This window comes from Streptomyces doebereineriae, from assembly GCF_031845645.1.
Taxonomy (GTDB): Bacteria; Actinomycetota; Actinomycetes; order Streptomycetales; family Streptomycetaceae; genus Streptomyces; species Streptomyces canus.
In genome coordinates, this window is the sequence record NZ_JAVREZ010000010.1 from 195,749 (window position 1) to 222,500 (window position 26,752).

The following is a 26,752-nucleotide window of genomic DNA, read 5'->3' on the forward strand; positions in this document are numbered from 1 at the left end:
GAGGCAGGGCGTTCAGGCGTTCCAGGTCCAGTCGGCGACCTCGGGCAGGTCGGTGCCGTGTGCGCGGATCCACGCCTGGTGGCGGGTGCGCACGTCGGCCATCTGCTGCCGCAGCGCGGCGGCACGAACGGCGAGGCCGGGGACGCGGTCGATGACGTCCATGACCAGGCGGTAGCGGTCGAGGTCGTTGCGGACGACCATGTCGAAGGGGGTGGTCGTGGTGCCGGACTCCTTGTAGCCGCGCACATGCAGGTTCTTGTGGCCGGTGCGGCGGTAGCTGAGGCGGTGGATGAGCCAGGGGTAGCCGTGGTAGGCGAAGATCACCGGCTTGTCGGTGGTGAACAGGCCGTCGTACTCGAAGTCGCTCATTCCGTGCGGGTGTTCCTCGCGGGGCAGCAGCCGGGTCATGTCGACGACGTTGACCACGCGGACGGCGAGGTCGTGCAGGTGCTGGCGCAGCAGCTGGGCGGCGGCCAGCACCTCCTGGGTGGGTACGTCACCGGCGCAGGCCAGGACGGCGTCGGGTTCGCGGGAGCCGTCCTCGGTGCCCGCCCAGTCCCAGATCCCGGCCCCGCGGGCGCAGTGGGCGCGGGCCTGGTCCATGGACAGCCAGTCGAAGCAGGGCTGCTTACCGGCGACGACGACATTGACGTAGTCGCGGCTGCGCAGCACGTGATCCGCCACGGAGAGCAGGGTGTTGGCGTCCGGCGGCAGATAGACGCGGACGACCTCGGGGCTCTTGTTGAGGACGTGGTCGACGAAGCCGGGGTCCTGGTGGGAGAAGCCGTTGTGGTCCTGGCGCCAGACGTGCGAGGTCAGCAGGTAGTTGAGCGAGGCGATCGGAGCGCGCCAGGCCAACTCCCGAGAGGTCTTCAGCCACTTGATGTGCTGATTGACCATCGAATCGACGATGTGGACGAAGGCTTCGTAGCAGGAGAACAGCCCGTGCCTGCCGGTGAGGAGATAACCCTCCAGCCAGCCCTGGCAGGTGTGTTCGGAGAGGATCTCCATCACCCGGCCGTGTCGTTCGAGGTGTTCGTCGACCGGGAGCAGCTCGGCCTGCCAGGCCTTGCCGCTGGCATTGAAAACGGCCTGGAGGCGGTTGGAGGCGGTCTCGTCGGGGCCGACGACACGGAAGTCCCGGCGGGCCGAGGTGTCGTGCATGACCTGTTCGAGGAGGTCGCCGAGGACCCGGGTCGGCTCGTGCAGGGTGGTGCCCGGCTTGTCGACGGGTACGGCGAAGCGGTCGAGATCCGGGACGGGCAGGTCGCGTACGAGCAGGCCTCCGTTGGCGTGCGGACTGGAGCCGAGGCGCTTGGTGCCCTCGGGCACGCAGGCGAGGACGTCCGCCACCGGGCGGCCGTCGGCGTCGAAGAGCTGCTGCGGGTGGTACGACCGCAACCAGGCCTCCAACTGCCGCAGGTGCTCGGGGTTTTCGCGCACGTTGGCCAGCGGGACCTGGTGGGCGCGCCAGGTGCCCTCGACGGGCACGCCGTCCACCTCCGCCGGGCCGGTCCAGCCCTTGGGCGTGCGCAGCACGATGACGGGCCAGTGCACCCGCTCGCTCACCCCGTCCTCGCGGGCCGTCCGCTGCATCACCCCGATCCGGTCCAGGGCTTGGTCGAAGGCGTGGGCCATGGCGCGGTGGACGGTCAACGGGTCGTCGCCGGTGACATGGATCGGGTCGTGGCCGTAGCCGCGCAGCAGCGCGTCGAGTTCGGCCTCCGGGAGGCGGGCGAGCACCGTCGGGTTCGCGATCTTGTAGCCGTTGAGGTGGAGGATCGGCAGGACCGCGCCGTCGTGCACCGGGTCGAGGAACTTGTTGGAGTGCCAGGCGGCGGCGAGCGGCCCGGTCTCCGCCTCGCCGTCGCCGATCACACAGGCGACCAGCAGGTCGGGGTTGTCGAAGGCCGCACCGTACGCGTGCGAGAGGGAGTAGCCGAGCTCACCACCCTCATGGATCGACCCCGGGGTCTCCGGTGCCACATGGCTCGGTACCCCGGCCGGGAAGCTGAACTGCCGGAACAACCGCTCCATCCCCTGCCCGTCGCGCGGTACGTCCGGGTAGATCTCGCTGTAGCTGCCCTCCAGCCAGGAGTTGGCGAGGACCGACGGCCCGCCGTGCCCCGGCCCCCACACGCACAGCGCGTCGAGCCCGCGCGCCTTGATCACGCGGTTGAGGTGGGTGTGGACGAGGTTCAGCCCGGGCGAGGTGCCCCAGTGTCCGAGCAACCGGGGCTTGATGTGCTCCGCCTTCAGGGGCTCGGTCAGCAGCGGGTTGGCCAGCAGGTAGATCTGCCCGGCGGCCAGGTAGTTGGCGGCCCGCCAGTGGGCGTCCAGGGTGCGCAGTTCGTCGTCGGAAAGTACGGTGGCGTCCTGGTGTTCGACGCGTTCTGCCTCGGACATGGGATGGCTCCGTGAGTAGGTCATCGGGCGGTGGAGGCGGCATGGCCGGCAAGGCCGCGGCGAGGGTGCCGCGCAAGTCGTACGAGAAGGAACTGCTGCGTCTTCAGACGGAGTTGGTGAGGCTCCAGGAGTGGGTGCGGGCCGAGGGCGCCCGGGTGGTCGTGGTCTTCGAGGGGCGGGACGCGGCGGGCAAGGGCGGCACCATCAAGCGGGTCGCCGAGCATCTGAACCCCCGCGTCGCCCGGATCGCGGCGCTCCCCAAGCCGACCGAGCGCGAGCGCACCCAGTGGTACTTCCAGCGGTACGTCGAGCATCTGCCGGCCGCCGGAGAGATCGTGCTGTTCGACCGGTCCTGGTACAACCGGGCCGGGGTCGAGCATGTGATGGGCTTCTGCACGAGGGAGGAGTACCAGCTCTTCCTGCGGCAATGCCCGATATTCGAGCGGATGCTGGTCGAAGCGGGGATCGTGCTGCGCAAGTACTGGTTCTCGGTGAGCGACACCGAGCAGCAGGAGCGGTTCCGCAAGCGGCTGGAGGATCCGCTGCGGCGCTGGAAGCTCTCGCCGATGGACCTGGAGTCGATCACCCACTGGGAGGCGTACTCGCGGGCCAAGGACGCGATGATGGTGCACACCGACATCTCCGAGGCGCCGTGGTACGTCGTGGAGAGCGACGACAAGCGGCGGGCGCGGCTGAACATGATCGCCCATCTGCTGGGTTCGCTGCCCTACCACGATGTGCCGCCGCCGGTGCTGGAGCTGCCGGTGCGCCCGGATTCGACCGGCTACGAGCGCCCGCCGCGCGATCTGCAGACCTTCGTCCCCGACCACGCGGCGAGCCTCTGAGCAGCCGGTCACCACGGTCGCCGTCGCCACGATCACCATCGTCACACCGGTTCGGGCACGACGGCGACCGGGCAGTCGGAGTGGTGCAGTACCCCATGGGCCACGCGGCCCAACTGGAGCCCGAAGTGCCGCGGGCGGCGCCGGGCCCCGAGGATCAGGAGCTCGGCGTCGCGCGAGGCCCCCACCAGGACGGTCCGGGCGTGCCCCTCCACGGTGCGCCGACGCACCACGACGTCGTCGGGAGCCTCCTTGAGTGCCGTTTCCAAGGCGTCCACCGCGTGCTGCTCGTGCAGCCGGGCGGGTTCACCGGCGAGCTGCGGGTGGTCCGTGGTCTCGTGCGCGGGGCACCGCCAGGCCCGTACGGCCTCCAGTACGGCGCCCCGTCGCCGCGCCTCCTCGAAGGCGAAACACATCGTCGCCGGGGCGGCCGGAGTGTCTCCGACGCCGACGACGACGCCGCCATGCCTTCCGGGGCGGGCCCGGTCGTCCTCGTCGCCGCGCACCACGATCATCGGACAGTGCGCGTGCCCGGCCACGGTCAGGCTCACGGAGCCCAGCAGGGCCCCGGCGAGGCCGCCCCGGCCACGGGTGCCCGTCACCAGCAGGGTGGCTCCGCGGCTCTCGCGCACCAGCGTGTACTCGGGTTCCTCGGGCAGCACCTCGGTGGAGATCTTCACGTCGGCGCGGCGTCGGGTGGCTCGCCGGGCGGCGGCCGCCACGATGTCCTCGGCCCGCACCTGTTCGGACGGCTTGTGCAGGTCCTCGGCGAGCGCCTCGCCCTCGTACCGCTCCCACAGCGAGGCGTACACCAGGCGCAGCGGCAGTCCGCGCAGGTCGGCCTCGTCGGCGGCCCAGTCGACGGCCCGCAGTCCGGCCTCGGAGCCGTCGACACCGACGACGATCGGCAGGTCCATCGCCCTCACCGTCCCACGCCGAGGTCGAAGACGATCCGGGCCTTGACCTGGCCGCGCAGGACGTCGTCGATGGACTCGTTCACGCTCGCCAGCGGGCGGGTCTCGTGGATGACCCGGGTACGGCCGGCCGCGTGCAGCTGGAACACCTCGGCGAGGTCCTGACGGGTGCCGACGATCGAGCCGATCACGCTCGTGCCGTTCAGGACGGTGTCGAAGATCGGGACCTGGATCGTGCCGTGCGCGGGCAGGGCGACCATGACGAGCTTGCCGCCGCGCCGCAGCCCGGAGTTGACCGCCGCGAAAGCGGCCTCGTTCACCGCGAGGGCGATCGCCGCGTGGGCTCCGCCGTACCGCTTGAGCACCTCGCCCACGTCGTCCTTGCGAGCGTCGATCACCAGGTCCGCGCCGAGCTCGGCGGCGAGTTCCAGCTTCTCGTCGGTGACGTCGATCGCCGCGACCTGCGCCCCGGCGATCTTCGCGTACTGCACGGCCAGGTGACCGAGGCCGCCGACGCCGGAGATCGCGACGAGCTGTGCGGGCCGCACATCGGCGACCTTGAGCGCCTTGTACGTCGTCACGCCGGCGCAGGTCAGCGGGGCGGCGTCGAAGGCCGTGACGCCGTGCGGCACCGGCTGCGCGAAGTCGGCCCAGGCCAGCATCTTCTCGGCGTACCCGCCGTCACAGCCGTAGCCGGTGTTGATCTGTCGCTCGCACAGCGTCTCCCAGCCGGACAGGCAGTGTTCGCACCGCCCGCACGCCTTGCCCAGCCAGGGCACGGCGACCCGCTGCCCGACGCTCAGGTGGGTGACACCCTCGCCGCGCTTCTCGACCAGGCCGACGCCCTCGTGACCGGGGACGAACGGCGGAGTCGGCTTGACGGGCCAGTCGCCCCGGGCGGCGTGGATGTCGGTGTGGCACAGCCCGGAGGCCTCGACGCGGACGCGGACCTGGCCGGGGCCGGGTTCGGGGTCGGGCCGGTCCTCGATGACCAGAGGTTCGCCGAAGGCTCGTACGACCGCTGCCTTCATGATGTCTGCTCCTTGGGGGTGGAGGTCAGTTGTGCGGGACGACGGCCACGGGGGCGGCGGAGTGGTGCAGGACGGTGTGGGTGACCGAACCGATGTGGGCGCCGAACGGGCTGCGCCGGATGCGCCGTCCCACGACCACCAGTGAGGCCTCGCGGGAGGCGTCGACGAGGTGGTTGCCTGGGCTGCCGTAGGAGGACTCCTCGGTGACCTCGACGTCCGGGAACTTCTTGCGCCACGGGATCAGGGCCTCGGCCAGGGCGGTGGTCTCGGACCGGGCCAGTTCTCCGTGGAGTTCCAGGTCGACGGAGAGCCCGTAGGCGTAGTACGGCGGCGGGTTCCAGCCGTGGACCACGCGCAGGGACGTGCCCCGGCGGACGGCGGCCGCGAACGCGAAGGCGATCAGCTCCTCGTCGGGGCTCTCGATGTCGAGGCCGAGGACTACGGGCCGGAACGGGGCTGCGGCGGACGGGATGCCGACCGGGTCCATCTCGTGCTCGTCGGCGGCCTGTTCGCCTGCCCGCACCAGGACGACCGGCCGCTCGGCATGCGCCACGACGGACAGACCGACGGAGCCGACCATGAACCCGCCGACCCCGCTCAGCCCACGGGAGCCCAGGACCAGCAGCTCTGCGTCCTTCGCCGCGTCCGCCAGCGCCTCGGCGGGCCGGCCGGACAACTGCTCGGTGATCACGTCGAGACCGGGGTGGCGCAGTCGGATGCCTTCGGCGGTCTCCCGGGTTGTCCGCTCGGTCCAGTGCTGGTGGGTCTCGGGACCGAGCAACGGCGCCTGGGCCATGGGCGCCGGAACCGGCTCCCAGACCTGGACCAACTTCAGCGGCAGGCCGAGCAGTTGTGCTTCACGGGCGGCCCACTCGGCCGCCGCGCGGCTCTCGGGAGAGCCGTCGAGGCCGACGGTGAGGGTACGGGTCATGATGTCCACCTCTTGGATCGGGGGTCGCGATCCGAGCTTTGTCTTCGGACGCGGGCCCCGGCAGGGGCCACAGGTCCCTGCCATGGGCCGACCGGCCCTGGCCGGTCGGCCCATGGTCCCGGCCGCCTGGTCGCACTGGAGGTGGACGTCGAGGAAGCTCGAGGTGCGGCCGAGGGACATGGCGGCGCCGTTCCGCTCCTTCACGGCGGCGAGACAGCCGAGGCAGAGCTACTGCACCGCCTCGCGGGCGGGGGGTGCCACGGCCGTACGTCTCCGCCATCCGCGCCGGCTCGCCCAACGCCCGCATCTGTTCGGCGAGTTCCTCACGGTCCCGGATCACGTCGGCCGTGGAGAGCCGGGCGTTCAGGCGGCACGCTCGGCCTCCTTGGCCTCGATCAGCCGGTCCGTGCCGGACAGCGCCACGCGTCGGCGGTCGCCGATGATCCGGCCACGGCCGTTGGCGTCGGGCAGCCCGGTGATGATGCCCGCCTTGCGCGCGGCGCGCATCTCGGGTGTGCAGGCGTCGAAGACACCGTCGTCGTGGGTCTTGCGGTAGGTCCCGAAGACCCTCGTCAAGAACGGGTCGCGTGCATGGCCGCACGCCGGCAGCCCGGTCTCCACCATGCGCAGGCCGCCGTTCGGCATGATCGCGCGCTTCAGTGGGCCGTCGGTCTGCAGGCCGACGATCAGTTCGCGGTCGGGGTCGATGTGACCGGGGGCGTGCAAGGTGATCGCGGAGAGCACGGCGTCGTCGACGTCAAGGTCGCCTCTGCGCCGCCCCTCGGGGAACAGCGTGCTGACCTTCTCCCCTACGGTGCGGGTGCGGTCGGTGGGGCCTGCCAACTGCGGCGGAGGCGCAGGCGTCACCGGCTCACGGCAACGCCGGCGCGCCGACACGGCACCTGCGGCGAGCAGATCGTGCCCGTCGTCTCCGGCTCGTGGCCGAATGGCCCGTGCGATGGCCCGAGTGGCCCATGGCCCGCCACCGAGGGCGGGCCACACGCTGGCCATGGCAGTATCCACCGTCGGGAGGCACGCCATGATCACCACCCCCACGCCCAGCATGCTGCGAGCCCTGCCCGCCGAACACCGGCACCGGCTCATGTGCCTCGGCCGCGAGGTCTCCTTCCCGCAGGGGGCGCGTCTGTTCGAGGAGGGCAGCCTGGCCGACCGGTTCTGGATCATCCGTACGGGGACGGTCGAGCTCGACATGCACGTCCCCGGCCGCCGGGCGGCCGTCATCGAGACGCTCCACCACAACGAACTCGTCGGCTGGTCCTGGCTGTTCACCCCGCACGTCTGGCATCTGGGCGCCGAGGCGACGACTCCGGTGCGGACGTACGAGTTCGACGCCACAGCCGTCCGTCTGATGTGCCAGGACGACCCGGCCATGGGCAGCGCCATCGCCCAGTGGGTCGGCGGCGTGCTCGCCCACCGCCTGCGCTCCGCCCGGACCCGGCTGCTGGACCTTTACGCGCCGTACGGCGCCGGCGGCAACGTCTGAGCGCGCCGGCGGTCCGAAGCGACAACGACAGGGAGCCACGATGCACGGCACCCCGCACATCGTCAGCGACGTCATGACCCACTCGGTAGCCGCCATCGGCCGCAAGGCCACCTTCAAGGAGATCGTGCGGTTGATGCAGAACCGGAAGGTCAGCGCCCTGCCGGTCCTGGAGGGCGAGGGCCGCGTCGTCGGCATCGTCTCCGAAGCGGACCTGCTGCCCAAGGAGGAGTTCCGCGACAGCGACCCCGACCGGTACACCCAGCTGCGGCGCCTGTCCGACCTGGCGAAGGCCGGCGCGCTCACCGCGGAAGAACTGATGACCTCCCCGGCCCTCACCACCCGCCCGAACACGACCCTCGCCCAGGCCGCCCAAACCATGGCGCGCGCCAGGATCAAGCGCCTCCTTGTGGTCGACGAGGAGGACGTACTGCAGGGCATCGTCAGCAGGGCCGACCTCCTCAAGGTGTTCCTGCGCGAAGACGAGGAGATCGCCGAGGAGGTCCGCCGCGAGGTCGTGACCCACCTCCTCCCTACGCCCGGTTCAGCAATCCGCGTCGATGTGCACGACGGAGTCGTGAAGCTGGTCGGCCGGGTCCGGGACACGGCGCTGATTCCCGTGGCCGCCCGCCTGGTGCGCGCGGTCGAAGGTGTGGTGGACACGGACTTCGAGCTGAACGGCCACGGGGATCCGTGGGACTCGACGGACCTGCGGGCCGAACAGCCCCGAACCGAAGGAATCAGGCGCTCGGCGCCGGACGCTCGCTGAGCCGACGGTGTTCCACCGTCCGATCGGGCGTCAGGACGTCGTACTCCAGGCTGCGCATCGGCGCCGGGTGGCGCTCGCCGTCCACGGGATGGACCCGCTCCGCCCGGGACCTCGCGGGCGCCCTGATCGCGAGCTCGGTCGCGCTGTACAACCAGTTCGACGCCTGGTCCCGCTCGCACACCGCGGCGACGGCGGCGGTGTGGCGCAGCGGCGACGGCGAGAGTGAGGCGTTTCCAGGGCGAGGGAGGGCGCGGCCCGGCGGCCGCCAGTGACGGCAGGGGTCATGCCTGAGGTGGTGTGCGACGACGGCGCCGGCCACGTCATAGGCGACCTGCATGAGCGCTGTCCCCACGCCGCCGGAAATCGCCCGGCAGCGGAGGCCACCGGGCCATGACCATGGGGACAGTGCGGGCACACGCCCAGGCCGATTGGGGCCGGTCGGCCCTAGTGTGACCGGCCCCGGCGCGCGATCATCGTGCTCACGGGCAACCCGCAGCCCGTACGCCGCCGGGGAACGAGGGGCCGTCATGACCGGGACACGCAGCTTCACGGAGCAGGATCCGATCCGTGTCTTCCTGCTCGACGACCACGAGGTCGTACGACGCGGTATCACCGACCTGCTCGACGCCGAACCGGACATCTCGGTGGTCGGCGACGCGGACACCGTGGAGCACGCCCTCGTCCGCGGTCCGGCGCTGCGCCCGGACGTCGCCGTGCTCGACGTGCGCCTGCCGGACGGTGACGGCATCACGGTCTGCCGGGAGCTGCGGAACCAGATGCCGGAGCTGGCCTGTCTGATGCTGACGTCGTTCGACGACGAGGACGCGCTGCTGGACGCGATCATGGCCGGGGCCTCGGGCTACGTGCTCAAGCAGATCCGGGGATCCGACCTGGTCTCGGCGGTGCGTACGGTCGCCTCGGGCCAGTCGATGCTCGACCCCGCGACCACGGCCCGACTGATCCGCTCGCTGCGCGCCGAACCCGCCGAGACACCTGCCCTGGCACCCGAACTGGCCGGTCTGTCGCCCCGCGAGCGGGACATCCTCGCCCTGATCGGCGACGGTCTGACCAACCGCGAGATCGGCAAGAAGCTCTACCTGTCGGAGAAGACCGTCAAGAACCACATCTCCCGGCTCCTGGCCAAACTGGGTGTCCAGCGCCGCGTCCAGGCCGCGGTCCTGGCGTCCCACCTGGAACAGCCGAACCCCGGTGGCCGTCCCTCGAAGTAAGTAGCTCCGACCGGCCCGTTCAGAGCCCACCCCGGGCCGGACGGCCCCTGCTCCTCCCCTGCCAGGGGCCACGCTGACCCGGTCACCGGGAAGCCCCGACGCCTTTTTCGGCGCAGGGCGGGGAGGAGGCACGCCGACGCGGAATGACGTACTGCGCGGCAGAGCCACAGAGTACGAGCGGCAGCTGCCGTTCCAGGTGTTCACCGACGCGCTCGCCGACCTCGACCCGCACGCCCTGGACGGCTTCCAGGAGACCGACGCGGTGGCGCCCATTCTCCAGCGGAACGGCGCGGTCGACCGCACCGGTCCACGGCCGTCCTGCTCGCCCGGCTCGCCGCCCCGTCCGGGCTGCTGCTGGCTCGACGATCTGCACTGGGCGGACCCGGCGTCACTGGAGTTGCTGGACCATCTCGTACGCCATCCCGTGCACGCCCCCAGTCGTCCTGGCCGTGACACGCCGTGACCGCCAGAGTCCCGAGCCCCTAGCTGCCAGGCTCACCCGACAACTCGACACGGGCACGGTCGTCAGACTCGGTCTGAGGCCGCTGAGGCACGCGACTGAACCGAACTGGCCGGCCCCGACCTGCCGCCCGCCGAGACCGCCGCGCTGTACGCCGCGAGCGAGGGCAACCCGTTCTACTTCCTGACTCTCCTTCAGGCCCACCGCGGGGGTACGACGCCCGAGTCCTCGGCGCCGCCCGGGCTCGGCACCCTGCTGCTGGACGAACTGACCGCGCTCGCCCCCTCCCGGCGCGGCATCGTCGACGCCGTGGCGGTACTGGACAAGCACGCCACCCCGGCGGTGGTGAGCCGGGTGACCGGACGCTCCGGCACCGCGTTCACCATCGACGTCCACGCTCTCACCCGACGCGACCTGTTGCGCTCCGCCCCGCAGGGCCTGCTGACCCTGCGGCATCCGGTCGTGCGAACCCTCGTCCACGAAAGCAAGCCCTTCTTGAGGCGCGTCGAGATGCACCGGCTCGCCGCACAGGAACTGGCCCGCGCGGGTGCCTCCGCCGCCGAGCGGGCCCACCATGGGGAACAGTCGCTGACCGCCTGGGACCCGGCAGCGGTGACCGTGCTCGACGAGGCCGCCGCACGAACCGCCCGAACGGCCCCGGCGAGCTGCGCCCACTGGCTCGATGTGGCACTCCGCCATCTTCCGCATGCTCCCGAACACACCGCCCGGCGGCATGAGTTGGTCCTGAGGCGGGCCCGCGCCCTGGCCGCGTGCGGTTGCCTGCGCGAGAGCCGCTACCTGCTCCAAGAGCTGATCGCCAACCCGCGTCGGTCACCCGGTGGCCCGGCCGCCGGCGAGAACCAAGGCCGCCTCAGAGTGCGCACGGTCGTCCTGTACGCGCTGGTGGAGCGTCATCTGGCGCGCTGCACCGAGGCAGTCGCGCTGCTGCGCCGCGAGCCGGCTCGCGGGCCCCGCCCCCGCCGACGCCGTCCGGCTCGGCCTGGAACTGGGCTCGGCCGCGCCCCAGGACAGCGACACCTCGTACGCCCAGGTGCGCCTTGGGAGAAGCGTACGAGGGCAACATGACCGCCTCGCACGGACTCGCCCAGCAGGCCGCCGCCCTGTCCGACTCTTGCCCGACAACGACCTCACCGCGCTGAGCGAACCACTGGACCGGCTCGGCTGGGCGGAGGCTTTCCTGGAGCACTACCCGGACGCGGAGCGGCACGCAGAGCGCGGCCTCGACATCGCGCGCCGCAGCGGCCAGCTCCATGTCGTGCCCCATCTGTTGCTGTGCCTGTCCCATGTCCGGGTCCAGTCCTGCCGGGTCTCCTCGGCGCTGGAACTCGCCGACCAGGTCGAGGACATCGCCCGCGGGATCGGCAGCGACCAGTTGCTCGCGTTCGTACTGGCGAGCAAGGCCGAGGCACTCGTCGCCGCCTGCCCGCCGGCGATCCGACCCCTCTAGCCGTCGCCGAAGAGGCGGTGGCCGCCGCCGATACCGGGTTCGACCGGTGGGCCTCCACGGCCTGGTGCATCTTCAGTTGGGCCGCGCTCATAGCCGACGATCCGGTCCGTGTCCGGAACGCGATACTCCAGGCGGGCGGCCCCGAACTGCATCGGACCCAGCCCTCGATGCGGCCGCTCTACCTGGAGATCCTGGTCACGTCCACGCTGGTGACGGGCCGGTCCGGGGAGGCCCGCGGCTGGGCGGAGCGGGCGCGTAAGGAGGCGGAACAACTGGGGCTGCCGATGCAGCGGGCGTCCGCGCTGCGCAGCGCCGCCATCTGCCGCTGGCGCAGGGGGACACTGCAGCGGCGGCGGACCTGTTCGCGGAGGCCGCGGCGGAGAGCGCCCGCTGCGGCGCGGTCTTCTGGGACACCCACTCCCTGCTGCTCGGCGCCCCGCCGGAAGCGGCGGCGGGCCATGGCCGGGGCGGCACGCGCGCCTGGCTCAGGGGGCGCCGGCTCGCCGAGGCGGGCGACAGCGGACTGCTGGTCGGCCTCGCCGACGCCCACCCGTCCGCCCGGTGGCTCCGTACGGTTTCCCGGACCGCGCCGAACTCACCCAGCGGCCGGCCACCCTGACCGCCCGGGAGCTGGAGACAGCCGAACTGGTGGCGCAGGGGCTCACCAGTCAGACCATCGCGAACCGGCTCTACGTCAGCCGGCGTACCGTGAGACCCATGTCTCCCGCGCTTTCCGCAAGACCGGGGTCTCCTCACGTACCTCCCTGGCCACGCTGATGGCCCGCCGCCGCACCGGGAGCCGTTCTGGGGGACGCCCGCACGGAGCAGGACTGAATGTGGCCCAGGTGCCCTCGGCGGTCATCAGTGAGCGTCTGCGTACCGGCCACCGCGGTCTCGGCCGGGAGGCTGCCTACCTGACGTCGACGAAGTCGCCGGGCGCCGTCGCGGAGCCGGTCGTGGTGGTGCCGGCGAACACGAAGCGGTAGAAGCCGTCGGAGCCGGCCTTGGTGGTGGTGCTCAGGGCGCCGGTGTTGCGGCTGGTCTTGACCGTCTTGAGGGTGGTGTAGGTGTTGCTGCCCTTCTTGCGGAACTGCAACTTCACCGGCTGGCTCGTGTATCCCGAGTACTTCCCCGTGGTCCAGTTGGCGCGGCTCAGCTTGCCGGTGACCGTGATGGTCTTGCCCTTCTTCACCGGCTCCGGGGAGGCGTTGACGGTCAGCTTGGCGGCACGCTTGATCTTGGTCCTGGTGACGTCGTCGTCGTAACTGGCGTTCGCGTAGAGGTCGTAGGCGCCCAGGAAGAGTTTCCAGGTCCCCGCGGTGCCGTTGCCGTCCTTGAAGGCGACCGCGGGGTCGATGGTGAAGACCGTCTTGCAGCTGTAGCTGTAGCCGTTCTGGACCGGCGTCTCCGTGCAGGTGGGGTAGTCGTCCGACTCCAGGCCGCCGGTGATGGTGTCCGTGCTCGAACTGTCGGTGCCCTGCCACAGGAAGGCCTGGGTGATGGCGACGCCTTCCTCGTCGAAGGCGGTGAACGTGACGGGAACGGCCTTCTTGCCCGTTACGCCGAGAACGATGTCTTTGCCCTTGTTGACGACTCCGTTCTTGAATGTGGTGCCGCCCAAAGCGTCCTGCGGCCGGACGCTCTGCGAGGCGAAGACTCTGAGATCCGACGCCGCCCCAGGGCGCTCCGCTGCCTGGGCGGCGCCCGGAAGAACGAGCGCCGAGAGTACAACGGCGCCGGAAAGGACGGTGGACGCAGTGCGTATACGCATGTGATTCCCCCAAGGTGAGGTCGGGTGGCCCTGCCGAACTTGGTTTATGGCAGTGCCCGTTGGTCTGGTGAAGAGGCCGGTGCACGCCCGGATCCCGCGGAAGGGGCTCAGGGCGTGGGAGAGCGGAGGACGCCGTCGAAGTCGAAGCTGTGGTCGGGCGTCGGGTAGAGGTTTGTCGGGTAGAAGTCCGTCGGCTGGGAGCCCGGTGTGGGTACATCGACCAGGTCGGCGGCGGGCGTGCCGTCCGGGCTGCACACCTGCGGTGCCGAGGGCTGGGACAGTTCGTGGTCGGCGATCCGCTGCGGCCGGGAGTCCACAGCGGCGCGACACCGGAGGTCCTCTCCGCCGCCGACCTCGATTTCCTTGGGCAGCTCCTCGTCAGCGGCTTGCCCACGGTGATCGAGAGGAGGGCGCCCCCGCAGGGGCTGCGGTCCGTCGCGTAGAGGGACGTAGGCAGGGCGATCTTCTGCTCGACGCTCGCGTCCGTATGGAGTCCGACGCGCTTCACCCGGGGGGTCGAAGTAGTAGTCGGGTCGAGTCCCGTCCGAGAGCCGACCGCCATCGGCGCCGTTCGCGACTCCGTACACCAGTTTCCGGAACTCGACCTGCACGGTGATCTTCCGGCACAGTGGGCCGTCGTACCCCGCCAGGCTGACAACCTTCACCTCGTCGTCCTCGTAGTTCTCCCTGGGCGTGTCGCCGACGAGCCGGACCCAGTCCCTGGATTCCTCGGCCGTCCACCCCTTGTTGTCGTGGGACCCGGACGCCCCGGTCGGATACGGCGAAGTGAGAGAGGGGGTCGGCGAAGGGCTCGGCGACTCGGACACCCCCGTCGCGCTCCCGGACGGATCCCCGGAAAGGGAGGTGCCCCGGGCGCTCGAACAACCCCCGGTGAACAGGACGGCCACGGCGAGGGCCGCGACGACTGGCACGACGGGGTCTTTCGGCCCGGGTAGCTCCGGTGGCCCGGTGGCTGGCCGTCGTCAAGCCGCCGGGCACGCGCATCCTCCCGCTTGCCCGCGAAAACGCCACCCAGCAGAAGCGCCCCGGCGATCAGCAACGTCAGCACTGCTACGAACCGGAGCAGCCCGGCCCCTTGTCCCGACCGTGGTCAGCCGCGTCGTTCACCACGGCCGACAACAGGCCGCCCGCCGCCAGGTTCAGCACGGCCTGGACCCCTACCCCCACCAACGCCAGCATGACACTCTTCGGCATCTGCGCTTTCACGCTCGGTGTCGTCATGAATGCAAGAAAACGGCATGCGTGTCGGCGACACGTCGGTAGGAGTACGTAGCCCATGTACGTATGTGCCATCGCCGCCCGGCCGCCGCGATCTCCTCCGCCGTCGTTTCGGCGCGCGGAAACCCGCTGTCTGCTCTCGGCGACGAGGTCCAGGCGAGACACAGGATGCGAGCTCGAGGCCAACCCCGCCGACCGCACGGCCGACGCACCCCTGGACGCGGCCGGGCGCCGGCGAGGTCGACGACCGACTTGGCCCGGCTGTTCGCCGGATAAAACTGGGCGATCCTGCCCGTGAAGGGATCCCAGAGCAGATGCGGCGCGACTGCCTTGCCACCGCCCGTGAAGTACTGCACGAGCTTGTCGAACGCGACGAGATCGGCGGGCTTGGCGACAGTGGCGTTCTTGTCCCACGTGATGTGCCAGATGACGCGTGGGTCGTACTGCGTGTCGGTGGGTGCGGTGTCGCTGAGCGGATGTCGCTCAGCTCCATGCAGCCAGAGATCGGGCATGGCGCGATCCTTGTTCTCCCCCACGACCGGCGCCACGAGGGCGGTAAGGGCCAACCTCCTTACGCCGCGGGCCTCTTGGCGCTCCGTCTCGCGCTCGCGCCGTATCTGGGCGATGTCGTCTTCGACGGCTTTGATCCGTACCTCGTCAGTCCGCCGGTCCGCGTCGTACTGGATCTTCGTCACCATCTCGGCGAGCCGCGCGCTGAAGGCAGTGAAGTTGGCACGCAGGTCGTCGCGCATCTGCTGCATGGTCCGCAGCAATTCCCATGGTGTGGGGTCCTGGGCCCTGCGGCTCGGTCACGGGTCGCCCTCCATCGCGGCCCCGCGCCGTCGATTCAGTCTAATGAGGAGGTCGACTGATTGTACGGGAAACAAGAGCCTCCGCGTTGAAGGTTCAACATATGGTCGACGTGCAAACTTGTTAGCCTCGTCGCATCATGGAGGTGTAAACGCACGAACCGCTTTCCGCCATCATGGTTACCCGGCAATCTTTACGGGTGTGCATGTGTGCCAGGAACGAGGCGGCGATGGCCACTGTCCTGGAACTGCAGATTTGCCAGCTTCACCCGCGTGAGTACGAGGTGCGGGTGGTGAAAGCTGCTGCTGGCGGGGAGCCCCGAGCGCCACTAATTCTCAACGTTGACGAGTTGCTTGGGCAGCGCCCTGCGCTAGAAAACAAGGTGGTGTTCTCCGCCGGTCCAACTCGCCGAGTGGTACGGCCGAGTGAGCAGCTCGTGCAAGATGTAGGACGCCAACTGTTCGACGCACTATTCAGTGACCAGATCTTGGGAACCTACCGCGCGAGTCTTAGCGTGGCGCAAGAGCGACAGGAGCCCCTCCAGATAGTGCTGCGGCTAGAGCCGCCGGAGCTGGCGCTCCTACCTTGGGAGGCTCTATTCGACTCCCACAACGACTACTATGTGTGCCTACGGGAGCCGATAGTCAGGCACCTTCCCGCTTCGCGCACACTTAACCCGCTGCCCGTGCAGCTACCGCTGCGGATCCTGGCAGTAATCGCCTCTCCGCGTGGCCTCCCCTTGCTGGACAGCGACTCCGAACGCGCACTATTGGAGGAGGCGCTGGCAGAGCAAGTCGCTGACGACTTGGTCGAGTTGGTCTGGTTGACAGACGCAAGCTGGACGAGCTTGCACAGCCGTCTCCACGCTGGCCCATGGCACGTACTCCACTTCATCGGCCACGGTGACTACGACCTGCATTACGAAGAGGGACAGATTGCACTGGTAGGCGAGAACGGTCGCGCTCAGATGGTAGAGGCGTATCGCCTAGCAGAACTTATCGCGTTGGCTAACCCCGTACCTCGGCTAGTGGTGCTTAATTCCTGCGCTTCCGCTGCAGGAGGGGCTGATGACGGATTCTCAAGTGTTGGAGCCGCTCTCGTTCGGAGCGGAATAAGCGCAGTGGCAGCAATGCAATTTTCGATCACTGACCGCGCCTCGGTGAACTTCGCTCAGGGGTTCTACACTGCGCTGGCTCATGGTCGTCGAGTCGACGATGCCGTCAGGAGTGGACGGCTCTCCATGTTTGGTACCAGCAGGTCGCTAGAGTGGATCACTCCCGTGTTGTACGTTCGAGGCGAGGCAAATCTGCTGTTTAACTTGAACACCCAGCAACAGCCGCCGAAGGAAACCGATCAACGCAAACGCCGGCTTTACACCGAGGCCAGTGAAGAATTGCGGATCGGCCACCGCGGCAAAGCTATCGAATTGCTTGACGACTTGCTCTCTCTCGACCCGGATAATAGCGACGCCATCAAGTTGCGTGATCAGGCTGCCAGGCAGGAGCAGCTCATAAAGGCCTATGTCCGTGCAGCAGAGGCTGAGGAATCTGAAGACTGGTCCGCCGCGATTGACTGCTATGAGCAGATCATGCAACAGGACCCGGATTACCGGGACACCACAACTCGACGCGACTTCTGCCGCGACCGACAGCGCATCGCCCACCTCCAAGAGAAACTGCGCTCCTACGCCAGCCAAAAGAAATGGCAAGCCACGATCGATGTCAGCGAAACACTTGAGCAACTGGACCCGGATTCCGCCGACCCCGACGGACTATCCACAGAAGCCCGCCTAGAAGTGGCACACGAACAGTACACAGCATACCTGGAAGACCTATACCTCCAAGCTTCCGAGGCCGAACGCTCCGAAGACTGGAACACTGCAATCAACCGCTATGAACAAATCATGCAACAGGACCCGAATTACCGGGACACCACAACTCGACGCGACTTCTGCCGCGACCGACAGAGCCTCGCCCGGTCAACCTCAAACGGTCGCAATCCAGTGACGCTCTTCGCAATAAAAACCCTCGTTATCGACACCCCTTGCGGGGCCATAGCATGGGGATCAAGTGGCCGATATCAGGCACTAGCCGTCGACATTTGGGGCGATGCACAGATTCGCCTTTACGACATGGCCGGTGCTGGCCTGTTGGCTATCCAGACAGGAAAGAAAGGAGCTCCTTACGTTGCAGCCTTCAGCCCCGACGGCACACGCCTCATCGGCAAAGGGAAAAAGGGGGCCACAGTATGGAACGCCTACACAGGAAAATCAGTTCTTCACGTACCGGCCGGGAATGGACTTGCCGCAGCAACATTTAAAGCGGATGGTACCTGTATCGCCACTGGATCTTACGACTCGGCTTGCGTCTGGGATGTCAAGACCGCCAAGAAGATTTTCTCGGCTGCAGAGCGGGCTATCCAAGCAGTGGCCTTCAGCCCGGACGGAAACCGATTGATCGTGGCTGATCAACGCGGGCTACACGTGTGGCAGTTGGATACTGGCCTAAAAATATTTGAAGATCTCCGAGGCTTTTTGAACTCAGTGGCGTATAGCCCAGATGGAAAACGCGCCGCTGCCGGCAGCAGCACTGATAACGCAGCCTATCTTTGGAACCCGGGCCATGTGCACGAATTGGCCCACAATGCATCTGTCACATCTGTGGCATTCGGCTCCGATGGCACCCGGCTCGCCACTGGTAGCGAAGACGGAACGGCGCGCATTTGGAATGCAATCAACGCGCACATGATGTGCAAAATAACTCACGATGATCCTGTTAGTTCGTTGGCATTCAGTCCACGCGGCACTCATCTAGCGACCGGCACCCGACGTGCCGTCACGGTGTGGGAACTCCGATACATGTAGTGGTCTCCAGGAAATATGAGGAGAAACGATGGGACGGCTTGTTGAATTCCCCGCCGAGGATGGCCGCACCGTACTCGTCGAAGTCAGCGACCAATCTGCTGGAGTGGTGACGCGCGGAATTAATGGATCCAATATCTCCGAACGCGCTCAACGCACCTTTGAGGATGCTCTATACCGCATGCAACCCGCCATCCATGCCGTAGTCTCCCATATTCAATCAGCAGCACAGTCTCCTAACGAAGTCCAAGTCGAATTCGGACTAAATCTGCATGCCGAGGCAGGCGCGTTTATTGCTGCAGCGAGCGCCACTGCAAATTTCGCTGTCACACTCACATGGCACCGGGACGGGCCGCGACCCGCCGAATGAGGGATGGGCAGACCCGGATCACCTTGCTGGGGCGTCAGGTGATGCCCTGCGTGACGCCGCCGTTCGGGGCGCCATCCTCGTCACCGGGCTTGTTGGAGTCGTCGTCGGGCGAGGCTCCGAGGATCGGATAGATCGGCCGCCCGTCACGGTGGTGTCCGGCCGGTTCGAGCGGATTGGGGAGTGAGGGGCGCGTCATGCGTGAACCCTCAGATCTCCAGCGCCCCCGCGCCGTTGATCAGTGTAGCGAGCGCGAGCATCTGCCCAGCTCAGCCCGGACGTACCGCGCCGAGGCCAGATCACTGTCAGTGCCTTCCCTTATCCTGACGGTCGTCGATCGAAGGGGGACCAGTGTCAACTGTGCGCTCTAGCCGCCGCATTGAGAGGGCAGGCGTCAATGCCCTTCGCGCACTCCTTGAGGAAAACGACCACATCGTTCAGGAGATCGACGGAGGTAACGATCACGGCGAGGACATGATCGTGAACTTCACGCGCGGCGGGAAGCGTACGGGCTGCTGGATCGCCATCCAGGTGAAGAGCGGCAAAAAATACAAGCGCGCAAACGGGTATGCGATCCCCATCGAAGACCACTTCGACGATTGGCGCCACAGTCGAATTCCAATCATCGGAGTCGTCTATGACATGAAAAAAGGAGAGCTCTTCTGGGTCAATCTGACCGAAAAACTCAAGGCCACCGACCAACACCCCGGCTGGGTGCAAATATCGAATACGTCGCCACTGTCGGAAGAGACTGTCCATCAGTTCTACACGGATGTCGCATCCTATGTCGGGGACACTAGGATGCAGATTCGCGCGGCAACTCAAGAAGATGCGCTAACTGAAGCCGTCCGCGCCAGGCAGGGATTGGACCCCCTGACGGCACCCAACCCCCTATTCGAAGGCTTAGCCAGCTTCACCCTCCGCCACGAGGAGCGCCTTGACGTCATCGCAAAAGACGTGCGCCGCGCTCTCCCACTCCTGATCTTGGTCACGATTATGACGTGGGAGTGGCCTCGCCAAATCCGCTTCGCCGAGGGATCTCCGGCCGTGAGTCCGACCCTATGGGTACTCAACCTCTACGCCTTTATGTTGTTTATGGCGCTGACCGTGTACTTTGAATTCCGAGCCGGGCGCTTCCCCAAAGAAACCTGGAGATGGCTTTCGGTTATCGCCAGCAATTTTCTTTGGATTCCATTCGTAGATCCCGATGGAGATCGCGGCTGGTGGGGAACGACCTGGATCATAGCCGGGAGCCTCACACCAGTAATCGGAATGGGATTCCTGTTTATCGCTTTCATTCATTTCGCTCGCGACCGAATGAAAATTCAGAATACGCAAGGCCATTAAAGGGCGTCAAGTCCCCGTCAGTTATCATTCGGATCCGAGGATTCGGATACAAAGCTATTCGACGAGATCCTCGGCAGCTCCGGTCCAGCTTTTGGAAGGCCGAGGTATTCACGCACAGCGGCGTTGTCTCCGGTTGCGTCCGCGAGAGTGCAGCAGCTTCGAAGGCTCTGGACTGGATGCGCTCGATCTCCGCTTGGGCGTCGTCGATTGGGTATCCGGCGTCGATGAGCGTACGGATGCCGGTCTCCACCGACAGGACCCCGGCGCCGACGGCCTTGATCACCTCATCCAGGACGGCAGCGCGGTCGGTCGGCGTGTGCGGTCCCCACATCAGGCGCGCAGGAAACGACTCCCCCGCGGGCCAACCCTCTGCCTGCCCTGCCTGGTGGAGTCGTTGCACCATGCGCAGCAGGACGACGTACTTGTGGGTCCGGGCCAGGCGCATCGCGGCGACGAGCGAGTCCAGGGGGCCGAGTGCGAGTTGCAGGGCGTAGCCGGACGGCAGGGCAGTCGGGTCGAGGGTGCCGAGGCCAGCGGCGGTAAGGCGGCTGTTCGCTGCGATGCGGTCGAGGATGTGGTCGACGCGGGCACGGAGTTCGGCGAGTTGGGCCGACGTGTCGAGGACGTCCATGCGCCCGTTGTCGGTGAGCTGCCACACCGTCCCGGCCCGGACCTTCACCGGCAGTGGCTGGCCGGTCGCTCGGTCGATGGGCAGCCGGGCCCCGGCCAGGCCGATGATCGGGGAGCCGGTGGTGGCCGATGCGCCGGAGCCGTCGGTGTCGGTCGCGGACAGCTCGTAGAGGGCCTGGAGGACGGTGGCCACGGTTGGCTTCCCCCAGGCTCTCCGCTGGTGGGGATGCTGTTCGTGATGTGGACGACGGGTATGAAGTCCGCCATCAGGTCGAGCCGGTCAAGGACTTCGCCATCCGAGCGGACTCGGTACCGAGCGTTGTGCATCGGCAGGTCGTACAGCCGGTCGGTGTACGTGAGGTCGTCCAGGTCCCATTCCGCGTCGGTGAGGAAGCACGTCCACGTGGAGGACCGGTTGGGTGCCCATGGGTACGTGCGGCTGATCACGCCCGTGTCAGCGTTCCGCGCGTCACCCGTCACCAGAATCGGATCACCGCCGTCGGTGTACAGGTACCGCGCGCCGGGCTGCCGTCCTCCGCTGCGCCGTGCCGACTCGCCGGACCGATCGGGCCGAGTTCGTAGGTGACCCGCCGAAGCCTGGCCTTGAGCCCGCGCCGCTTGTCCTCGGGCAGCTCCCACGCCAGGTGAACGCGCAGCGGGAACTCAGCGCCGTCCTGCTCCCCGTCCTCTGGCCACTCCGGGAAGTACAGGCCCGGGTCCCAAGTACGCAGTAGTACCCGGCCCTTCGCGGGATCCCACGCCAGAGTGTAGACCGCATCGCCCAGCAGGATCGCGCTTCGCTCGGCCTGCTGAAACCGCAGCGGCAGCATTTCCTTCTCCGCCCGGGCTCTCAGCCTGTCCTGTACGGCCAGCGCCGCGGCTGCCTCGGCGGTCGGATCGTCGTCGATGTGCTCCGCGCCCGCCACGCTGATGACCTGCTGGGATCCGAGAAGGTAGCCGAGCGCGGTGTCGACCAGCTTGGAGGCGTCGCCGAGTTCCCTCCGCTCGCTGGCGGCCTCGTCATTGCCGGTCACGGCGGCGAACTGGCCAGCCTGGTTGGAGTCGTATGCGGCCAAGAGCCGGTAGGCGGCCCCCTCGTCCGGCGCCCACGAGCGTGTCAGTTCCGCCCAGGTGTTACGGTCCGGCCGTCGCGGGTCGGTCATGGCTGGGCTTGTAGTCCAGCCAGCTCCAGACGTCGGTGATCAGCTCGCGCAGGCCCACAGTGACCCTCCAGGCAGTCGGCCCCGCGCCGCAAGATCAGGTTACGGCTTCGCGGTGCTCTGAGCAGCTGGGTGTTGAGTTCGTCTTCTACTCGGCCGAGCTGGCGCATGACCAAGGTCACGAAGTCGAACATTTCCTTCGATCAAGAAGTGCTTACGTTTGTGGCGAGGCCGATCAGCTGACGCCGTGCCAGCCCTGCGACATCCACGCCTACACCGAAGAGGTACCGGAACCGCGACCCCAAACCACAACCCGATAAATGATGCTGAACGCGATGCCCGGGGCTCCACTCGACGGTAGCCTTGCCACGGTCTCTGGGGAGGGGCACAAATGCGAAATCTAGTGCGGGTACCGCTCGAAGGCGGCGGCGAAATTCTGTTCGAGGCGGCGGCAGAGGCTCAGGGACCCATCAAGGTGGGACGCGCCGGAGACGTGGTACGGGAGCTTCCGCAAACGCTCAGCAGCATGTTGACGCCCGTCCGCGACACTACTCAGGCCGTAATGGATCTGCTACGTCAAGCGGGGCCTGCCGAGGTTGAGTTCGAGTTTGGACTCGACCTGTCTGCAGAAGCTGGTGTCGTCATTACTAAGACCCAAGGCGCGTTCCACATGAAAGTACGCGTGCTTTGGAAGCAAGATGAGCAGTCGGCGGAAGCCCAATAACGAACTAGGGGGCTTGATGGACGCCACGGAATCAAATGGTGCTCGCGTAACACGGAGATCTGCACTGTCGGCTTCCACGGTCCAAGTCCTCGCTGTAAACGGGGCTGTCGCTGGTGCCGGTTTCTTGGCCTCCGACGCTATCGTGGTGACTTGCGCCCATGTCGTGGAGCATGCAGGTTACGGGCCTGGAAGCAGCTTGGAGGTCCGGTTTCCGCATGCGGTCGGCACCCCACGCGTGCAGGGGACCGTGCTGGTCGAAGGATGGCGGGCCGCCGAAGGGCAGGACGTGGCCATTTTACGACTCCGGGAGTCACCGGACGCGCGGCCCCTGCTGCTCGGCGCCGCTGAGAACAGCCGAGGGCACAAGGTGAGTTCCTTCGGTTTCCCCGCTCAGGCACCGCCTAATGGTCATTTCGGCTACGGGCGAGCCGGCGATTTGCTTGCCGGCGGCTGCTCGGGCGATCTGCTGCAGCTGACCAACGCGAATGAGTTGACTCACGGTTTCAGTGGCGGTGCGGTACGGGACGAGGTGAGCGGCCTGGTAATCGGCATGGTCACTGCGATCACGGAGCCGGACGACCACATGCGCGGGCTCGGTGTCGCATACGCCACGCCGACAGAGATGCTATGTGAGGTCTGGCCTGCGTTCACAGCACAAGACGTCCAGCCGTATCGCGGGTTGGAACCTTTCACCGCTGATGACGCCGGCTGGTTCCATGGGCGGGAGGCAGCGAGGGAGAAGGTACTGGTCGCGCTGGGGCGAGAGCGGGGCGTCCTGCTGCTGGGGCCGTCTGGCGCCGGCAAGTCCTCGCTCGTCCAGGCTGGCGTCTTACCTGCGCTGGCCGAAGGACGTCTGCAGGGCACCACGAGGTGGCTACCGGTCGTGGCTCGGCCGCGAACCGATCTGCTCACCGAATTGGAACGGGCCGGTCTGACCGGGGCTGCGAGCGACGGCATCAGGCAGGCCGTGGGCCGCCGCCTCGCCAGCGAACCGACAGGCTCAAAAGTACTGCTGGTGGTTGACCAGGCAGAGGAACTGTTCACCCGGTCCGCAAAGGTTCAGAGACCCCGTGATCCGGTGCAGGAACTGACGGCAACGGTGGTCGGCTCGCCGGCCGACGTCCGTCTGCTCATGGTCCTGCGGGACGACTTCTACCCGCAACTCGCCGCAGGAGCTCCAGAGCTGCTTGAAGCACTGAGGCCAGGTGCGGTGGATGTACCCGCCACTTTAACTGAGCCTGATCTCCGATCCATGATCGTAAAGCCAGCACAAGATGCCGGAGCTCGTCTCGAGGATGGGCTGCCTGAGCGCATCATCACGGACTTGATGGCAGCCGATCCCGCTGGCCCAACCGCCCGCCAGGCTCCGGTGACCACACTGCCTTTGCTTGAAGTCACCCTGACGCAGCTGTGGAACGGTCGGCAGGAAGGCCACCTCTCTCACAGCACGTACCAGCGCATCGGAGGAGTGACCGGCAGCCTATCCGCATGGTGCGACACTGCCTTGACGCAATTGTCCCAGGACCGAAAGCTTCTCGCCCAACGCATCCTTACTGCCCTGGTCCAGCCTGGGGACCAAAGCACTCCACCCACTCGCCGCCAGGTGCCGCTGCGAGATCTGCGTGCACTCGCCGTCGACACTTCAACCGCGCGCCGCACGGATGGTCAGGACTTCACAGAAGTAATCGAAGTCCTCGCCCACCACCGGCTCATCACCATCAAGGTTCAGCAGACGGCCGACACCGTAGTCGGCACACCAACCGCAGAGCTCATTCATGAAGCTCTCATCCGCGATTGGCATGACCTACGCAGCTGGGTGTCTGGAGATCATCAGTTCCAAGCCTGGCTGCGTCGCACCGATGAACGGCGACGACGCTGGGAACACAGCAGGCGACCCGACGATCTGCTGGGCGGCACCGACCTGGATGCAGGCATCGACTGGTCGGGGTCGCGGGGACTGACCTCCGAGATGGCTCTTTACCTGGCCTCTAGCGTCAAGCGTCGGCGGTCACTAGCGCGGCGCGTAGTTCGCATCAACGCCCTGCTCGCTACGCTGCTCGTTCTTGCCCTTGCGGCCGCAGGGATCGCCTACTGGCAGCAACAGACCGCGATCACCGCCCAGAAGGTTGCCCAGTCAAGGCAGCTGGCCACCCAGTCCAGTTCTCTACTGACGAGAGACCTGGACCTCGCGTCGCTGCTAGCCGTGCAGGCATATCGGACCAGCCCCACTGTCGAGGCCACCCGCAGCCTTTACGCAGCAGCGAAAGCCCCTCTCCTGCGTGTCTTTGGTGGTCTGTCCAGGGGGGTGGACTCAGCGACCTTCAGCCCGGACAGCAGCATCCTCGCCACCAGCAGCATTTATGAGGAGAGCGTGAGGCTGTGGAGTACGGAGAGTGGAAGAGCCCTGCGTACCATCTCCCACCACGACGGCGGCATCGCTGCTGTGGCCTTCAGCCCGGACGGCACGACGCTTGCCACGGCCGGTGAGGACAACACAATCTGCCTCTGGGACATCGCCAAGGGAACGGCTCTGCGAACGTTCAACGGACACTCCGGTCACCCCGGCTATGTCGACAACGGAGTGAAATCCATAGCCTTCAACCCCAATGGCGCCACGCTTGCCAGCACCGGGGGAGATGGGACGGTGCGCTTGTGGAACCTGGCTTCCGGGAAGTCGCGCGTTGTCCACAACGGCCCTCGTGGTGGAGTGACGTCGTTGACGTTCACGGCTGACGGCACCACCCTGGCGGTATCCGGACACGATAAGGAGCTCCAAGCGTGGGATGACCTCGTCTGGCTCTGGAACACCGAGACAGGGAAGCTGCGTCGCAAGATCGCCCCACCCGACGGCCTCAACACGCTGGCGTTTAGCCCTGACGGCGCGACCCTCGCCACCGCGGGGGCCACGAGTGACGTGGTACTGCTGTGGAACACGGACACCGGCAAGGTCCGCCACACGCTGTCCGACAACTTCGGCGGAGTCAGCACGGTGTTATTCAGCCCCAACGGAACGCTGGCCGTCACTGGCGTTGGGGAGGCGACGGTGCGCCTGCGCACGCCAGACGGCGACACGCGTGACATCCTCACAGGCCACGGGGACGGCGCAGGCACGCTGGCGTTCAGCCCGAACAGCGCGATCCTGGCCACCGCCGACCCCGACAGCACCAGCTTGCGCTTCTGGGACATGACGGCCGACACAGCTCACGTGACACTGAGAGGCCACAGCAACGTGGCAGCGATTGCCTTCGATCCAGATGGCGGCACGCTGGCTACCGGCGGCCTTGACGGCACTACTTGGATCTGGAATGCCACTAAGGGCGAGCAGCGTCACGTCCTGACCGGCTCGGATGGAAAAATACAAGCTGTCGCATTCAGTCCCGACGGTGGTCTTCTCGCGACCGCCGGCGCAAACGGGACCGCCCGCCTCTGGGATACGTCCTCAGGGAAAGTGCGTCGCACTCTCAGAGGCCACACCGACGGCGTACCACCGGGTACCAACATGCCCCCGCGGGGCGTGAACTCTGTGGCATTCAGTCCCAACGGTCGTATTCTCGTCACCGCCGGTGGTGACGCGACCGCCCGACTGTGGGATACACGGACAGGCGCGACGCTGCACACGCTGAACGGGCATAAGGGGCGCGTGAACTGTGCGGCCTTCAGCCCTGACGGCCGCACCATCGCGTCCGCAGGTGCGGACGGAACCGTTCGCCTCTGGAACGCCTCCACGGGGAAGATGCGACGCACCCTCACGGGCCACCGAGAGGTCCTCGACAGTGTGACGCGCGAGCCTGCCAAAGAAGTGACAGCAGTGGTGTTCAGCCGGGACGGCAACACACTGGCCACCAGCGGTGATGACGGCACGGTACGGCTTTGGGACGCTACAACGGGACACGCCCGCACTCTTCCCAGCGGTCACCGCGGCGGTGTCCTTTCTGTGGTGTTCAGCCCTGACGGCAAGACCCTCGCAACCAGTGGCCAAGACGGGACGGTACGGCTCTTGGACAGGGCCACCGGCGACACCCGTGAGACATTCGCTGGCGACACTAACCTGGTAGATACGGTGGCATTTAATCCAAACGGAACCATGCTGGCCGTCACAGGACCCAACGGAACGGTTCAGTTGCGGCCTATCCATCTTCCCGAGCCAGCCCAGGCCAGCAAGCAAATCTGCGAGGCACTCCGCCGGGACTTCACGCCTCAGGAACGGTCGACCTATTTGCCCGACATGCCTTCCACACCAGTTTGCCCCTCTTGAGCCAATCGGTTCAGAAGCCTTGGCGAGAGTCCCAACGT

Annotated in this window: 26 protein-coding genes and 1 pseudogene; 13 read left to right on the plus strand and 14 right to left on the minus strand. The window is 67.2% G+C overall.

Annotated elements, in window-relative coordinates; all coding sequences use genetic code 11:
• Positions 1-12: 12 nt before the first annotated feature.
• A complete protein-coding gene (locus tag RNB18_RS28100; RefSeq protein WP_311716888.1) occupies positions 13-2,406 on the minus strand; it encodes a phosphoketolase family protein in 2,394 nt (797 codons plus the stop codon).
• Positions 2,407-2,447: 41 nt separating this feature from the next.
• Here RNB18_RS28100 and ppk2 point away from each other — a divergent pair, with 41 nt between their 5' ends.
• Positions 2,448-3,251 carry a polyphosphate kinase 2 gene (gene ppk2, locus RNB18_RS28105; RefSeq protein ID WP_311716889.1) on the plus strand — a complete coding sequence of 268 codons (804 nt, stop codon included), beginning with the start codon at positions 2,448-2,450 and terminating at the stop codon, positions 3,249-3,251.
• 41 nt (positions 3,252-3,292) lie between these two features.
• Here ppk2 and RNB18_RS28110 read toward each other — a convergent pair whose 3' ends face one another.
• From RNB18_RS28110 to RNB18_RS28125, 4 genes and pseudogenes are all read right to left on the minus strand, one after another.
• Positions 3,293-4,165, minus strand: coding sequence for a universal stress protein (locus tag RNB18_RS28110; protein ID WP_311716890.1), 873 nt, complete (start codon positions 4,163-4,165; stop codon positions 3,293-3,295).
• 5 nt (positions 4,166-4,170) lie between these two features.
• A complete protein-coding gene (locus tag RNB18_RS28115) occupies positions 4,171-5,193 on the minus strand; it encodes a zinc-dependent alcohol dehydrogenase (RefSeq protein WP_311716891.1) in 1,023 nt (340 codons plus the stop codon).
• A 25-nt stretch (positions 5,194-5,218) separates the two neighbouring features.
• Positions 5,219-6,124 carry a universal stress protein gene (locus tag RNB18_RS28120; RefSeq protein WP_311717031.1) on the minus strand — a complete coding sequence of 302 codons (906 nt, stop codon included), beginning with the start codon at positions 6,122-6,124 and terminating at the stop codon, positions 5,219-5,221.
• 111 nt (positions 6,125-6,235) lie between these two features.
• A pseudogene (locus RNB18_RS28125) lies at positions 6,236-6,967 on the minus strand (pyruvate formate lyase family protein); the annotation flags it as partial.
• Between the two features lie 196 nt (positions 6,968-7,163).
• Here RNB18_RS28125 and RNB18_RS28130 point away from each other — a divergent pair.
• Together RNB18_RS28130 and RNB18_RS28135 are read left to right on the plus strand one after the other, a co-directional pair.
• Positions 7,164-7,628 (plus strand): Crp/Fnr family transcriptional regulator, encoded by a 465-nt coding sequence (locus tag RNB18_RS28130; RefSeq protein ID WP_311716892.1) that lies wholly within the window; start codon positions 7,164-7,166, stop codon positions 7,626-7,628.
• 40 nt (positions 7,629-7,668) lie between these two features.
• Complete coding sequence (locus tag RNB18_RS28135) at positions 7,669-8,394, plus strand: CBS domain-containing protein (protein WP_311716893.1); 726 nt, start codon at positions 7,669-7,671, stop codon at positions 8,392-8,394.
• Here RNB18_RS28135 and RNB18_RS28140 read toward each other — a convergent pair.
• A complete protein-coding gene (locus RNB18_RS28140) occupies positions 8,366-8,731 on the minus strand; it encodes a hypothetical protein (RefSeq protein ID WP_311716894.1) in 366 nt (121 codons plus the stop codon). The genes RNB18_RS28135 and RNB18_RS28140 overlap by 29 nt on opposite strands.
• Positions 8,732-8,921: 190 nt before the next feature.
• On the opposite strand from RNB18_RS28140, the gene RNB18_RS28145 reads away from it, so the two are divergent.
• The 4 genes from RNB18_RS28145 to RNB18_RS28160 all read left to right on the plus strand — a co-directional run bounded on the left by RNB18_RS28145 (position 8,922) and on the right by RNB18_RS28160 (position 11,551).
• Entirely contained in the window at positions 8,922-9,623 is a 702-nt protein-coding gene (locus RNB18_RS28145) for a response regulator transcription factor (RefSeq protein ID WP_311716895.1), read from the plus strand.
• Between the two features lie 196 nt (positions 9,624-9,819).
• Positions 9,820-10,086 (plus strand): hypothetical protein, encoded by a 267-nt coding sequence (locus tag RNB18_RS28150; RefSeq protein WP_311716896.1) that lies wholly within the window; start codon positions 9,820-9,822, stop codon positions 10,084-10,086.
• A 306-nt stretch (positions 10,087-10,392) separates the two neighbouring features.
• Entirely contained in the window at positions 10,393-11,169 is a 777-nt protein-coding gene (locus RNB18_RS28155) for a hypothetical protein (protein WP_311716897.1), read from the plus strand.
• A 46-nt stretch (positions 11,170-11,215) separates the two neighbouring features.
• Positions 11,216-11,551: a hypothetical protein gene (locus RNB18_RS28160; RefSeq protein WP_311716898.1), complete on the plus strand. Its 336-nt coding sequence runs from the start codon at positions 11,216-11,218 to the stop codon at positions 11,549-11,551.
• Between the two features lie 178 nt (positions 11,552-11,729).
• Here the strand turns inward: RNB18_RS28160 and RNB18_RS28165 are convergent, their stop codons facing one another.
• Entirely contained in the window at positions 11,730-12,101 is a 372-nt protein-coding gene (locus RNB18_RS28165; RefSeq protein ID WP_311716899.1) for a hypothetical protein, read from the minus strand.
• Between the two features lie 98 nt (positions 12,102-12,199).
• Between RNB18_RS28165 and RNB18_RS28170 the strand changes: the two genes are divergently transcribed.
• Positions 12,200-12,328 carry a hypothetical protein gene (locus RNB18_RS28170; RefSeq protein ID WP_311717032.1) on the plus strand — a complete coding sequence of 43 codons (129 nt, stop codon included), beginning with the start codon at positions 12,200-12,202 and terminating at the stop codon, positions 12,326-12,328.
• Between the two features lie 133 nt (positions 12,329-12,461).
• On the opposite strand, the gene RNB18_RS28175 is transcribed toward RNB18_RS28170, so the two are convergent.
• The 4 genes from RNB18_RS28175 to RNB18_RS28190 form a co-directional block, all read right to left on the minus strand.
• A complete protein-coding gene (locus RNB18_RS28175; protein ID WP_311716900.1) occupies positions 12,462-13,322 on the minus strand; it encodes a hypothetical protein in 861 nt (286 codons plus the stop codon).
• A 107-nt stretch (positions 13,323-13,429) separates the two neighbouring features.
• Entirely contained in the window at positions 13,430-14,254 is an 825-nt protein-coding gene (locus RNB18_RS28180; RefSeq protein ID WP_311716901.1) for a hypothetical protein, read from the minus strand.
• Between the two features lie 139 nt (positions 14,255-14,393).
• Positions 14,394-14,564 (minus strand): hypothetical protein, encoded by a 171-nt coding sequence (locus RNB18_RS28185; protein WP_311716902.1) that lies wholly within the window; start codon positions 14,562-14,564, stop codon positions 14,394-14,396.
• Positions 14,561-15,313: a hypothetical protein gene (locus RNB18_RS28190; RefSeq protein WP_311716903.1), complete on the minus strand. Its 753-nt coding sequence runs from the start codon at positions 15,311-15,313 to the stop codon at positions 14,561-14,563. Before RNB18_RS28190 ends, RNB18_RS28185 begins: the two co-directional genes overlap by 4 nt.
• A 287-nt stretch (positions 15,314-15,600) precedes the next feature.
• Here RNB18_RS28190 and RNB18_RS28195 point away from each other — a divergent pair, with 287 nt between their 5' ends.
• Positions 15,601-18,234, plus strand: a complete 2,634-nt coding sequence (locus RNB18_RS28195) for a CHAT domain-containing protein (protein ID WP_311716904.1) — start codon at positions 15,601-15,603, stop codon at positions 18,232-18,234.
• A 28-nt stretch (positions 18,235-18,262) separates the two neighbouring features.
• Entirely contained in the window at positions 18,263-18,601 is a 339-nt protein-coding gene (locus tag RNB18_RS28200) for a CU044_2847 family protein (protein ID WP_311716905.1), read from the plus strand.
• Between the two features lie 34 nt (positions 18,602-18,635).
• Here the strand turns inward: RNB18_RS28200 and RNB18_RS28205 are convergent, their stop codons facing one another.
• The gene (locus RNB18_RS28205; RefSeq protein WP_311716906.1) at positions 18,636-18,797 is read right to left on the minus strand and encodes a hypothetical protein; all 162 of its coding nucleotides are present in this window, start codon (positions 18,795-18,797) and stop codon (positions 18,636-18,638) included.
• A 152-nt stretch (positions 18,798-18,949) separates the two neighbouring features.
• Between RNB18_RS28205 and RNB18_RS28210 the strand changes: the two genes are divergently transcribed.
• Positions 18,950-19,945, plus strand: a complete 996-nt coding sequence (locus RNB18_RS28210) for a DUF4365 domain-containing protein (RefSeq protein WP_311716907.1) — start codon at positions 18,950-18,952, stop codon at positions 19,943-19,945.
• Here the strand turns inward: RNB18_RS28210 and RNB18_RS28215 are convergent.
• Positions 19,893-20,768, minus strand: a complete 876-nt coding sequence (locus tag RNB18_RS28215; protein WP_311716908.1) for a hypothetical protein — start codon at positions 20,766-20,768, stop codon at positions 19,893-19,895. The two genes, RNB18_RS28210 and RNB18_RS28215, sit on opposite strands and share 53 nt — an antisense overlap.
• 283 nt (positions 20,769-21,051) lie before the next feature.
• Complete coding sequence (locus RNB18_RS28220) at positions 21,052-21,738, minus strand: hypothetical protein (RefSeq protein WP_311716909.1); 687 nt, start codon at positions 21,736-21,738, stop codon at positions 21,052-21,054.
• Between the two features lie 388 nt (positions 21,739-22,126).
• Between RNB18_RS28220 and RNB18_RS28225 the strand changes: the two genes are divergently transcribed.
• Positions 22,127-22,459, plus strand: a complete 333-nt coding sequence (locus RNB18_RS28225) for a CU044_2847 family protein (RefSeq protein ID WP_311716910.1) — start codon at positions 22,127-22,129, stop codon at positions 22,457-22,459.
• 16 nt (positions 22,460-22,475) lie between these two features.
• Entirely contained in the window at positions 22,476-26,714 is a 4,239-nt protein-coding gene (locus RNB18_RS28230) for an nSTAND1 domain-containing NTPase (protein ID WP_311716911.1), read from the plus strand.
• The last annotated feature ends 38 nt before the right edge of the window (positions 26,715-26,752 follow it).

Bases quoted from the DNA above. Each gene is read 5' to 3' on its own strand.
- RNB18_RS28220 (WP_311716909.1), bottom strand. From the start codon at position 21,738: ATGACCGACCCGCGACGGCCGGACCGTAACACCTGGGCGGAACTGACA.
- RNB18_RS28205 (WP_311716906.1), bottom strand. From the start codon at position 18,797: ATGACGCGCCCCTCACTCCCCAATCCGCTCGAACCGGCCGGACACCAC.
- RNB18_RS28100 (WP_311716888.1), bottom strand. From the start codon at position 2,406: ATGTCCGAGGCAGAACGCGTCGAACACCAGGACGCCACCGTACTTTCC.
- RNB18_RS28115 (WP_311716891.1), bottom strand. From the start codon at position 5,193: ATGAAGGCAGCGGTCGTACGAGCCTTCGGCGAACCTCTGGTCATCGAG.
- RNB18_RS28230 (WP_311716911.1), top strand. From the start codon at position 22,476: ATGGACGCCACGGAATCAAATGGTGCTCGCGTAACACGGAGATCTGCA.
- RNB18_RS28185 (WP_311716902.1), bottom strand. From the start codon at position 14,564: ATGACGACACCGAGCGTGAAAGCGCAGATGCCGAAGAGTGTCATGCTG.
- RNB18_RS28200 (WP_311716905.1), top strand. From the start codon at position 18,263: ATGGGACGGCTTGTTGAATTCCCCGCCGAGGATGGCCGCACCGTACTC.
- RNB18_RS28140 (WP_311716894.1), bottom strand. From the start codon at position 8,731: ATGCAGGTCGCCTATGACGTGGCCGGCGCCGTCGTCGCACACCACCTC.
- RNB18_RS28225 (WP_311716910.1), top strand. From the start codon at position 22,127: ATGCGAAATCTAGTGCGGGTACCGCTCGAAGGCGGCGGCGAAATTCTG.
- RNB18_RS28130 (WP_311716892.1), top strand. From the start codon at position 7,164: ATGATCACCACCCCCACGCCCAGCATGCTGCGAGCCCTGCCCGCCGAA.
- RNB18_RS28120 (WP_311717031.1), bottom strand. From the start codon at position 6,124: ATGACCCGTACCCTCACCGTCGGCCTCGACGGCTCTCCCGAGAGCCGC.
- RNB18_RS28195 (WP_311716904.1), top strand. From the start codon at position 15,601: ATGGCCACTGTCCTGGAACTGCAGATTTGCCAGCTTCACCCGCGTGAG.
- ppk2 (WP_311716889.1), top strand. From the start codon at position 2,448: ATGGCCGGCAAGGCCGCGGCGAGGGTGCCGCGCAAGTCGTACGAGAAG.
- RNB18_RS28135 (WP_311716893.1), top strand. From the start codon at position 7,669: ATGCACGGCACCCCGCACATCGTCAGCGACGTCATGACCCACTCGGTA.
- RNB18_RS28110 (WP_311716890.1), bottom strand. From the start codon at position 4,165: ATGGACCTGCCGATCGTCGTCGGTGTCGACGGCTCCGAGGCCGGACTG.
- RNB18_RS28190 (WP_311716903.1), bottom strand. From the start codon at position 15,313: ATGCGCGACGACCTGCGTGCCAACTTCACTGCCTTCAGCGCGCGGCTC.
- RNB18_RS28145 (WP_311716895.1), top strand. From the start codon at position 8,922: ATGACCGGGACACGCAGCTTCACGGAGCAGGATCCGATCCGTGTCTTC.
- RNB18_RS28175 (WP_311716900.1), bottom strand. From the start codon at position 13,322: ATGCGTATACGCACTGCGTCCACCGTCCTTTCCGGCGCCGTTGTACTC.